Genomic DNA, 11,177 nt, shown 5'->3' on the forward strand with positions numbered 1-11,177 from the left:
ATATGACTGTGCTCAGTGACCCCGACGTGCGGATCCACCCGCAGGCGTTGTGTGAAAGCGGCGATGTCGGCCCGGGCACCCGGGTCTGGGCGTTCGCCCACATCCTCGACCAGGCACGGGTCGGGCGTGACTGCAATATCTGCGACCATGCCTACATCGAGGGCGGGGCGGTGGTCGGGGATCGGGTCACCGTCAAGAACAGGGTCCTGATCTTCGAGGGAGTCACCATCGAAGATGACGTGTTCCTGGGTCCCGCGGTCGTCTTCACCAACGACCTGCGTCCACGCGCTCACATCAAGCGTGGCGGTGATGCGCTGTCGACCACCCGGGTGCGACGCGGCGCGACGTTGGGTGCCGGCGTCGTTGTGGTGTGCGGAACAACAATTGGGGAGCACGCTTTCGTCGGCGCGGGTGCCGTGGTGGTCGCTGATGTCCCGGCCTACGGCTTCATCGTGGGAAATCCCGGCCGGAGGGTTGGTTGGGCGTGCCTGTGTGGACAACGCCTGCCCGACGATCTGATCTGCGGTGACTGCGGGAGCACCTATCGATGCGATGGGGACGTGCTCGAACCAAGCGGGAGCGCTGCGTCATGACGAATGTCGGTGAATTTCTCGGAGCCGAAGGCCCAGTTGATGTGGCAGTGGTCGTGGTGACTTACAACAGCTGTGGAGACATCGGCTGGTTACTTGCAGATCTTCGACGCGAGGCCGGGGCGAGTTCGATGCGCGTGGTGGTGGTCGACAACGATTCATCGGACGGCACAATGGAACTCGTATCCAAGCACAATGATGTGATCTTTATATCGGCTGGTGCGAACATCGGCTATGCCGGGGGGATCAACGTTGCGCGCCGATATGCTGGTGACTGTCGCGCGATCCTCATACTGAACCCGGATCTGCGCATCCGGCCCGGTGCTGTGCGGATCATGCTGGATGCACTCGACAACGGACGTGCGGGTGTGATCATTCCCCGAATCGTTGACGAAGACGGCGAGACCTACCCGTCGTTGCGTATCGAGCCGACTGTTCGTAATGCACTGGGCGACAGTATGTTCGGACACCACTTCGCCCGGCGTCCCGGATGGATGTCGGAGACCGTCTGGGAACCGGCAGAGTATGAGTATCCTCATCGGGTCGATTGGGCGACCGGCGCCGCGCTGCTGATACGCGCTGATGTCGACAAGGCCGTCGGCGACTGGGACGAAAGATACTTCCTGTATTCCGAAGAAGTCGATTGTCTCCGTCGGGTTCGGGAAGCCGGGTACGTGGTGTGGTACGAGCCGGCGGCAGTGGTGGCACACCGCGGAGCAGGGTCGGGTAGCTCACCTGCATTGTCAACGTTGATGGCAGTCAACCGAGTCCGCTATTTCCGTAACCACCACGGGAAGATCCGTTCCGGATGCTTTCGGACAGCGGTCATCCTCGGAGAATTGTTGCGGGCGTACGACGGTGGTCACAGAAGAACACTCGGGTACCTCTGTGATGCTGCCCGGTGGCAAAAGTTGCCCAGTGCGGCATCACCCCCGATTCGGATGGAGGGGCGCGGCCTCGGCGCGGTGATCGTGCCCGCGCACAACGAGGCTGCCGTCATCGGGCGGACGCTTGAACCGTTGGCCGCTGCTGCTTCCGAGGGGACGATCGAACTCATCGTCGTCTGTAACGGATGCACCGACGACACTGCGGAAGTCGCTCGCGCATACAAGGGCGTGACGGTGGTGGAAACCGCGGAGGCCTCGAAGATCGCTGCGCTGAACTTGGGGGACGACGCGGCCAGGTCGTGGCCACGTCTTTACCTCGACGCAGACACTCAGGTCTCCATATCGGCTGTGGCGCAGGTCTTTGATGAACTCCGATCAGGCCCCGTGCTCGCTGCGCGGCCCTCGTCGAGATTCGATGTGGAAGGCGCCGATGCGATTGTGCGCTCGTACTATCGCGCCCGCTCTCGGATCGCCTGGTTCCGCACGGCATTGTGGGGTGCTGGTGCGTACGGGCTCAGCGAGGCCGGGCATCGCCGGATCGGCCCGTTTCCGGACCTGACCGGAGACGACCTCTGGGTGGACGCCCAGTTCGAAGCGCATGAGAAAACTGTCGTCGAAACAGTACCGACTGCAGTTGTTGTCCCGCGCGACCGGCGCAGCTTGCTGCACATGTTGAAGCGGGTATACCGAGGCAAGGCCGAGGTCGATTCGGCTCCGGGCGCCGGGCGTACTCTCCATGCCGTGGTCAGCGGTATTCGCGGACCGCTATCAGCTTGGGATGCAGGCACGTACGTCGCACTCACCGTCGCCGCCAGGCGCGATGCGCGTCATGTTCGTCCCGGTTCATGGGAGCGGGACGAGAGCAGTCGCAAACAGGTTGCGGTCTCCGTATGAACGAACTCGGGGACGCCGGAGCTTTCGGCGCGCTCGAGATTCAGCACAGGATCCTGTCCGATACTGCAACCGCAGTCGTTATCAGATTGGTTTAGAGAAATGCGTATTCCTTCGTCGACGGCGGTTCGCGGGTTCGCGGCAATGGCAGTCGTTCTATGCCTGGCCACCACCGCGTGCGAAACGCAGGGGAATTCGGGGGCCGACTCCAGAAGTAGTGTCACGGACTTGCCGAAGGTCGCGTGGGAAGGCGGGCCCGAGTACTGGGCACAGTTCGAAAATGCCTCAGACTGGACGTCTCCAGACTTCTTTCCGATAGGTCTTTGGTACGGATCGTTCGACACTGCGGAACAGGTTCGGTGGGACCAGCAGTTGGGCATCAACTTCTACACCGGAGGACTGTGGAAGGACTCATCCTTCGAGACCCTCGAAAGCACCGGAATGTACTGGGTGGGAGGAAAAGTGAATGAAGGGTTTGACGAGACCTCCAAGAACTGGCCCGGGCAGATCACGGATGATGAGGTCGACGGACGTTTCCCGAATCCGGCCGACGGCCACGCCTATCTCCAGGAGATAGAAGACAAGCTGCGCGATCGCGGGCAGTTCCTGTACGGCAACTACACCCAGATGGTCGTCGGCTCTGACCTGCCCGTCTCGGCTCAGGAAAAGTATGTCAATGACTTCACAGATGTGGTCAGTCTCGACATGTATCTCTATACGATTCCGTTCTGCGACTGGGAACAGTACCGAGGAGACCTCTACGTGAACCCGATTCCACAGTCCACCTGCCGAACCGCTTCGAGCTACGGCCGCATGACCGACTCCCTGCGTACACGTGACTCTGCTGACGGAAAACTCCAACCGATATGGAACTTCGTCGAGGTACTGAACGGTGCAGGGGACGAGAAGTCGTATGTGCGCGAGATTGCGCCGGACGAGGTGAAAGGCGCGGCGATGGCATCGGTGATCAACGAGGCACGAGGAATTGTGTGGTTCCAACAGTCATTTGCCGGCGCCTGCCAGACCTCACAATCGCTGCGAAACGCCCAAGACCAGGGCGAGAGCTTTTGTGGCAAGGATCAGGTGGCAGCGATGTCGGAGGTGAACAACCTTCTCCGCTCGCAGGCAGCCGTTTTGAACACGCAGAGCTATGAATGGGACTTCGGGGATCGGACCGACACGATGCTCAAGGTCAAGGATGGATTTGCATACGTTTTCGCCATGACCGACGGCGAAAGCGGTGAACGTACGTTTGTGGTGCCGACAGGCCTGTCGGACTCGGTCGAGGTGGTGGGCGAGGACCGGAAGCTACAGGTCAGCGACGGAACATTCTCAGACGACTTCGCTTCGGAGTCGAGCTACCACATCTACAAGATCGCGGTGGGTTCTTCGTCCGGCTCGTTCGGCAGCTGATTCGTGCAACCCCTCGGGCGGAATAGTAGCTCCGAGACCGGTACCGATCAGGACTTGATCGTCGCCGTGGTGGCGGCTTCTCCGGCTTCCGTCGTGTCCCGGCCGCGTGCGGACCACAGTAGACCGAAGAGAATGAAGACGATGAATGTCGCCTGTTGAAAGGTGAACAAGTCGAAGGTGAAGCTCGATGCGAGGCACCCGATGAATGCCGCCCCGATCGCGTACGACTGGTCCCGGTCGCGTTCGGTGGTCGATCGACGCAGGCTGGATGTGATTCCGACAATGCCGCCCACCGTGAGCACCACCATGGCGGTCAAACCGACCAGTCCGCCCTGCACGATGGCTTGCAACCACTGATTGTCCAGGTAACGAAACTCGGTCGGTGGGTAGCCGCCCAATCCGAGTCCGAAGAACGGATCTTCCCGGAACTGTTCGCGTACGGCCTCATAGTCTTCGGTGCGCGTGCGAATGCTGTCGTCCGTCCCAGAGCCGGTGATCGTTGATATCAGCGAGTTCAATGGGCCCGGGTAGACGATCTTGTAGAACAGCAGGATGCCCACTCCGATGACTGCTGCATTGCCGAGGAATCGGAGTCTCATGGAGAAGGCGTAGAAGATCAGCGCGCCGATCAGCGTGATGACGCCAGTGCGTGAAACCGCCAGAGGTACGGACATGAACGCCAGGACGCACGCGATCGTGCTCAGCTGGCGCCGAATGGGTGTGCTGCCGAAACGGGCGAAATGGAGAGCCAATGGCACCGTGGCGGCCGCGACGACGGCAAATTCGATTGCATGATCAGAGGTTCCGAGCACTCGGACGGCCGCGCCGCGGACAGAGAGGCCGGACGCTTCGAGGTTTTCCACGAACCCTGGTGGCACAAGCATGAATCGGAGGTCCAGCGGAGTCAGGCCCTGCAGGATTCCGACGGCGCAGGCAAATGCCAATCCGGACACGAGCGTGCCCAGGACGATAGAGCGTTGGCGGAACGTGTGGACCGATTGGATGATGTACAGCGCGACACCGACATCCGCCAGCGTTATCAGCGCCGTCCGAGTCTTGCTGGATTCCACGACTGCGTTGCCGACGTCCAGCAGTCCCATTGCATATGTCAGCAGTTGTAGGAACAGGAACCCGAGCATCAGGAGTGTGCCGGTGTTCGGCATTGCCTGCTTCGGCTTTGCGCGCGCTTTCAAGAATCCGACCACGACCAGCAGCATGCAGATATAAGCAAGCATTCGTGCCGGTGAGCCGTGGCCACGCAGGGGGCCAGGCAATACGGAGATGGTCGGGATGACCGGAACGATGAAGCAGACGATGGCGGCCAGCCATGGGACAGATTCTCTGGTGACTTTGGAGACGGACGTGTTGGCCGTTGTCATTGCACTACGTATCGCTGGTCTGTTTTTTCGGTTGCATGCCTGCAACCGGATGGTGATTGAGTTCGGTGACCGGATAGACCACCTGGTCCGCCGATTCTGCTCCATCGGCCGCCGCCTCGCGACGACGAGAGCGTCGTCGGATCGCCACGTCACCGGCTACTCCGATCAATACAGACAGCGCGATGCCCACGACGAATATGGCCACAGTGGTACGCGCCCGTCCTGGTTTACGCGCCTCAGGTGCGGTGGGGGGTCTGACCGGGTAAGTGGTCGCCTGGGTGGACGCGACAACGCCGGCGCCCTCTTGGATCTGCTTCAGAGTGTCCTGCGCCTGCTGTGTCACCAGCGTGAGGGTTTTCGCGACTTCCTCGGGATCGGAGGACGTGGATTCAACTGTCACCAGCGGCAATTGACCTCCCGGCACGGCGTAGACGGCGGTGACGTAGGTTGGAAGTCCGCCTCTGCTCTCGATCTGCATTCGCACGGCTTCGTCCTGGAGGCCGAGGGACAGCAGGTTCGAGAGCAAACCGATACCGCCGGTATCCATCAACCCATTGGAGGGCAGCCCAGAACCAGGGCTCGCAGGTGCGACCGCCGGCGCGATTCCGAGAACGGTGGTGCCAACATATTTCGTCTGCACGCTCGCATAAGTGATGCCGCTGATCACCAACGTCAGCAACACCAAGGGCAGAGTGATGTACCAGCGTCGGGCACATGCCCTGGCTACGTCGAACAAATCCATTAGTTTGTCTCCTGATCAAGTCCGCTGGTCGCTGCGGCGGCGGTCTGTGCACGCCGAATTCGCTTCAGCGCACGAACTTTCGTCAATTGTTCTTCTGCTCGGTTGCGCGTCTGCGCCATTCCCTCGGCTCCAAATGCAGCAACTGCGGCCGACTTGGTGGCGCTCCGTGCGGCCTCATAGGCGGTCCTGGATGAACGTTGAACCGAAAGGTCGTAGAGCCGCTGCGAGCGGGTCGGCACGGTCACGTCCTCCAGCAGTTCCGGGAACCTGAGCCGGAAGTCGACCGGGGAGGTGAGTCTGCCGCGTACCCGATTGCTGACGTTACGGCCGTGAATGACTTGCAACCAACCTGGTTCGCCGCCGACCTCGATGACCGGTAGCTCTTTCGCGAGCAGGTTGTGCCACGTGGCCCAGCAACCGCGCGGTTCTTCCCAGGTCTCGCTGACCGAACAGAACGCATTGTGGCGATCTGTCCGCCGATATAGCCTGCCTTCTCGTCGGATCAGTCCGTTGGTCAGGTAGATCGCGTACCGCTGCTGATCCGGCGGGGCAGCTTGCACGCGCTCGACGAAATCGTTCGCGAGTCCGTCGTCGTTGTCCAGGTTGGTGGTGATCAGAACTTCGCCATTGCCGCCGGTGGCCTCTGCGATATCGGAGAAGAGTTCGGCATGGCTGACGGAGCCTCGGTAGATGGGTGTGAAGAGACCACCCGCGCTGAGCTCCGATACCTTCTCTCGCAACCAGTGCGGCGTCTCCGGGTCGAAGTAGATGATCCACGAGAAGCTTTGATTGGTCTGGCGCTCGACGGAGGGAGCGCAAAATCTGGTGAAGAGCTCCCATCGCTCCGTCAACCAGCCGTCTTCGAGGCGGATCCGTTGCTCCCTGCCCTCTGAGGGCAAGTTGAATCGTGTCAGCAGGGCGTGATCGATGCGTTGCCTGCCAGTGCTTTTGGAGTCCATGGCGTTTCCTGGTTGGTTTTCCGAAGAGTTGTCGAGCAACTGACGAAGGGCGTCTGCACGCACTGTCCAGCTGTGTGTCGCGGCCAGTTCGCGTCGTTCTCGGGAGGCAACTGACCCGGCTGCAGGATTGCGGCAGAAGTTGTCGGCAACCTTGCCGAATTCGTGAGCGGAGCCCGTCACCGCAACAAGGTCCGTGGCAAGCCATCGAGTCGCCGGTAAGTCTGTCGAGGCAACCGGAATGCCGGCTGCGAGATAGTCGAGCGTCTTGAGAGGGAAACTCTGACTGTTGAACTCGTTGATCTTGTAGGGCGTCAATCCGACCGCTGCATGTGCGATGTAGGAAGCCGCCTCGGTCCTGTTCTTCGAGCCGACCCAGCTGATTCGTGGGTGGGTGAACAGCTGATCCAGTGCCGCGGTGCATTCCGGATCAGACTCCGTCCTGGGACCTACGAGGACCAGGTCGCTTCCCGCATCTGCCACTGCACGAATGGCAGCGATATCGATCCGCTCGTTGATCTGCCCGGCCAGCACGGCGTAGGGTCCGTCGGCGATCCCCGCGGGTCGCTCGCATTCCTGCGCGTACAGTTCCGGGCTGCACCCGTTGGGTACGAGGTGCACGTCGATCCCGGGCCGCAGCGTGGTGAGGGTTTCGGTCAATGCGGGTGTGACGGCCGTGACGACGTCGGCGGCTTCGAGGTTCCGCCGCATGACCTCAGTGATTCTCCCCCTGCCGATCCCCATCATCTCGGCACCTGCGGCCCAGTTGTCGGTGACCACGTAGGCCTTTGTCCCGCCGATTCTTTGGGGGAACGTGATCGTTGGCGATGCAACGACAACTGCGACCGGTTCGATGTGCGAGGCCCGGAGGTATGACCGCAGTCGGCGGTGGACGATGGTCTGCGTCAGACTCCTGCTCACCGGTTTCGACGAAGCAGGCAATCCGATCACGCTGAAACGGACCAGATTTTTGTTGATCGCGGACACATGCGCAGGCGGTCGGATTCTCGAACGTAGGTACCAGGTTGCCGGCACCGCCGGATCCACCCAGACAACGGGACATGAATCAGACAGTGCGAGTGCCAGATTTGCGTCTGTGCCGGGGATCTCGTCCCACCTGCTGCCGGCGAAGAACACGATCGCCTTCGTGCCGTTCACATGGTCACCTTCTGTGGTGCGTTCGGCTGCGACAGGCGTGGCATTGAAATCATCGGCTGTCGCCCGACCAATGACCGTGGACATCTCTCTGGCCACGAAGTAGCGGAGGTACCGGCCTGCCGAGCGCACACCATCGACGATTCGGAGGCGCCGAGCCGGGATGCTCGTCAATGCGTTCTCGTAGTGTGCCCGTTGTTTTTCCGCGGCTTTTGTCAACGAGAATCGATCGGAGACCACGTCCAGCGCGAACGCCCCGAGTTCCTCGCGCTTCGCCTGGTCGTGCAATAGCGGAGTGAGGATATCGATCAACTGTTGCTTGCCGACCTCGGTACCATCACCGACCCCGTACCAACCCGACCACAGAAACTCATCTACGGAGTTGGCGTCGAGGAGTTTCCAGTAGCCCTGTTCTCCTTGCACCACAACGGGTTTCGCAAAAGCGCATGCACGTAATGCTGAACCCCCCATGCCGAGCGACACATCGGCGGCGGCGTACGCAGGTCGCGGGTCGGCAAGCGACCCGGTCAGCACTATCGTGCCGGGAAAGCGTGCGTTCACTGTGCGAGCCCGGGCGTGAACGGTCTCTGCGGCCGGTCCGTCGCCCACGATGACGAGTTGGGCTCGCGTGACCGTCCTCAACTCGCCGAAGGCGTCGATTGCAGAGAGCAGGCCTTCGAGCTTCAGTTCGGTGGACAGTCTGCCGACCACCACCACTGTCGGCGTGTGAGGGTCGATATCCCATTCTTCAAGGAAGGCTCCGACCCCGGCGTCTTTTGCCGGGTTGTTGAGTGTGAGGTCGACGGGCGGCTCAAGCGTGGAGACGCGTCTGCGACCGGTAGAGCGCTCTGCAGCCGCTATCTGCTCGGTCCCGACGATGAGGGGAACGCATTGAGGCAAGAAGTCCGCTACGGACATCGACATCACGGTACTGATGCTGCGCTTCCGGGTGAATGCGGCCGCCAGCCAGCACTCCAAGGCGGGCGGCCATTCGTAGCCGTGAAGCACATCGATCTCTCGTTCCCGGACGATCTTGATCAGGGCGTAGACCGCTGAGGGCGACGGGCGTCGACGCGGGCGGGGAGCCGGGACGAAGTCCAGACCCAGCTCGTTGATGTAGTCGACCATGGCTCCTGGATAGCCGAAGACCGTGACCTCTTGCCCCTGCGCTGAGAGAGCCGCCGCGAGCTCGATCGCGTTCAGTTGGCTGCCGCCGATCTCGAGGTCATGCGGGTACACCAGTATTTTCATCAGATTCCACCTATGCGGCGCGCAGGTTGCGCACTTCGGAAAGTTGGTGGCGATCCCGGAACAACAGCGCCACCGCGAGGGCGACGCCTACAAGGCCTGCGGCAAGGCAGGCAACGCCGGGGTACGGCACGACAATGGAGAGAGCCCAGCTGGCAGCCAACGCAGCGATGCCACTCGCGGCGGGCAGCGCCAATCGTTGGAGGGCGTGTGTGACGGCAAGGCCGGTTGAGTGGATGAGAACGAAATAGAGGGGGAGTGCCACAAGTGCAGCGACCAGAACCTGCGCCAGCGCGACACCTTCGATCCCCACCAAGGTGGCACCTGCAAACGCGGCTGGGAGTAGGACGATCAACCAGCCGAATTGAATCGCGAAAATCTGCGTCGAGCGCCCGACGACGACGAGGTAGTCGTACATGAGTTCAAACAAGATCCGGAGTAGTGCGAAGACTGCGAGGAAAGTCAGGACCGATGCGGCGGGTGCCCACTCTGATCCGTAAACGAACTCGACGATCGGGCCGGCGGCGCCGGCGATGACCATGCAGGTAGGCACGGAGACGGCCGCGACCAGGCCGATCATCGTACGAACCGTCGAAGTCATGACCTCGGGGTCATGACGGACACGTGCGAACAACGCCGGCGCGACGCTGCGAAGTGGTTGTGACAGCAGGCTGACCGGCCACGACGAGAGGTTGTAAGCAAGCACATAGAAACCCAGCTGCGTCGCGCCGAGCGTGGATCCGACTATCAATTGGTCTGAGTAACCGGCAGCGAAGACGAGCACGCTGGCGGCAGCAAGTGGGAGTCCGAATCTCAGAAGTGGCCGAATCAGGGAGCGCTCGAATCCGAACCGCAGCCCACCCGGCGCATAGGCGAGGAACATCAGCCCGGAAACAACTGTCGCGACGACTCGACCGATTGCCAGGCTCATCGCACCGACACCGACAAGCACCAGTGCCACGGAGATTGCGGCTCCCAGCCAGACGTTCACCTGGTCGATCGCCATCCGTTCCTTTTGCCGGAACTCTCGTTGCATGAGGGCCGCCGGAGCCGCGACCATTCCGTTGAGGATGATGCAGACCGCCATGACCCGCACGACATCTGTCGAGGCAGGATCGCCCATGGCGGACGCAAACTGCGGGGCGCAGAGGTAGGTTGCCGCGAACAGGATCGCACTGCTGGCCACCGAGATCGTCATCACCGTGGGAGCGATCACCCGCGGATCGCCCGGCCACCTGACGATGGCCAGGCTGATACCCAATTCGTTGAAGCTGAGTACTGCCAGCAGGGCAACTGTTGCGACTGCGAATGTGCCGTACTCGGTCGGTCCCAGCTGGCGGGCGAGGAAAATGCCGATTGCCAGGGTGCCCAAACGTGAGAGCGCAGTATTTCCGAAGCTCCAGAGCACCGCTTTGGAGGCTGACATGCCCAACTCATCGTGCGGTGACCGATCTGTTGCCGGTGTGTCCTGGTTGCTAACCACCGGTCACACCCATGGCACGTGGAAGGTCTGCTGCCTGCCGCCCGGACGCCGGCACTGGACGCGAGGTGGGGGAACCAATGACAGCGGCACGGAATGCCTTATCCATGGGTCTCCTTTGAATCGTCCGGCTGCAGTCGCGCCCTCGATTGATTTTCCAGCCGTGTAGGCACTCTATTCCAAGACTGGTCGAATATTCCGACGAAAGTGCCTCTGGATCGACGAGAAGAGGCCGCGTGGCTTCGCTCGAACCACCTCGACCGGACGCTGCACATGTGGGCTGCAGAGTTGTGTGGTCCGGGGTAGATTGCAGGGGAAGATATCGTGTTAAATGATTGCCGCACAACAGATTCTGAGGACTCTGACCTGAGGACCTCGGCGATCAACGTCGAGCCACGAGGGCATGGGTGCTGGGCGGGCCGAACTGGAAACCATG

7 protein-coding genes are annotated in these 11,177 nt (G+C 61.4%); 3 read left to right on the forward strand and 4 right to left on the reverse strand.

The genetic code is table 11. The features are described 5' to 3' along the window. Positions 1–2 precede the first annotated feature (2 nt). From AC51GR_RS02565 to AC51GR_RS02575, 3 genes are all read left to right on the forward strand, one after another. The gene (locus AC51GR_RS02565) at positions 3–593 is read left to right on the forward strand and encodes an acyltransferase (protein WP_496323065.1); all 591 of its coding nucleotides are present in this window, start codon (positions 3–5) and stop codon (positions 591–593) included. Then, a complete protein-coding gene (locus AC51GR_RS02570) occupies positions 590–2,371 on the forward strand; it encodes a glycosyltransferase (RefSeq protein WP_496323066.1) in 1,782 nt (593 codons plus the stop codon). Before AC51GR_RS02565 ends, AC51GR_RS02570 begins: the two co-directional genes overlap by 4 nt. Before the next feature lie 369 nt (positions 2,372–2,740). After that, the gene (locus AC51GR_RS02575) at positions 2,741–3,781 is read left to right on the forward strand and encodes a hypothetical protein (RefSeq protein WP_496323067.1); all 1,041 of its coding nucleotides are present in this window, start codon (positions 2,741–2,743) and stop codon (positions 3,779–3,781) included. A gap of 47 nt (positions 3,782–3,828) precedes the next feature. On the opposite strand, the gene AC51GR_RS02580 is transcribed toward AC51GR_RS02575, so the two are convergent. The 4 genes from AC51GR_RS02580 to AC51GR_RS02595 all read right to left on the reverse strand — a co-directional run bounded on the left by AC51GR_RS02580 (position 3,829) and on the right by AC51GR_RS02595 (position 10,687). Next, a complete protein-coding gene (locus AC51GR_RS02580; RefSeq protein WP_496323068.1) occupies positions 3,829–5,160 on the reverse strand; it encodes an O-antigen ligase family protein in 1,332 nt (443 codons plus the stop codon). Between the two features lie 4 nt (positions 5,161–5,164). Continuing rightward, positions 5,165–5,827, reverse strand: a complete 663-nt coding sequence (locus AC51GR_RS02585; RefSeq protein WP_496323069.1) for a hypothetical protein — start codon at positions 5,825–5,827, stop codon at positions 5,165–5,167. Positions 5,828–5,901: 74 nt separating this feature from the next. Beyond that, a complete protein-coding gene (locus AC51GR_RS02590; protein WP_496323070.1) occupies positions 5,902–9,264 on the reverse strand; it encodes a glycosyltransferase in 3,363 nt (1,120 codons plus the stop codon). Positions 9,265–9,274: 10 nt separating this feature from the next. Continuing rightward, complete coding sequence (locus tag AC51GR_RS02595; protein WP_496323071.1) at positions 9,275–10,687, reverse strand: lipopolysaccharide biosynthesis protein; 1,413 nt, start codon at positions 10,685–10,687, stop codon at positions 9,275–9,277. Between the last annotated feature and the right edge of the window lie 490 nt (positions 10,688–11,177).

This window comes from Williamsia sp. z71, from assembly GCF_059553375.1.

Coding starts and splice junctions, on each gene's coding strand:
- AC51GR_RS02590 (WP_496323070.1), bottom strand. CDS start 9,264: ATGAAAATACTGGTGTACCCGCATGACCTCGAGATCGGCGGCAGCCAA.
- AC51GR_RS02580 (WP_496323068.1), bottom strand. CDS start 5,160: ATGACAACGGCCAACACGTCCGTCTCCAAAGTCACCAGAGAATCTGTC.
- AC51GR_RS02565 (WP_496323065.1), top strand. CDS start 3: ATGACTGTGCTCAGTGACCCCGACGTGCGGATCCACCCGCAGGCGTTG.
- AC51GR_RS02570 (WP_496323066.1), top strand. CDS start 590: ATGACGAATGTCGGTGAATTTCTCGGAGCCGAAGGCCCAGTTGATGTG.
- AC51GR_RS02595 (WP_496323071.1), bottom strand. CDS start 10,687: ATGTCAGCCTCCAAAGCGGTGCTCTGGAGCTTCGGAAATACTGCGCTC.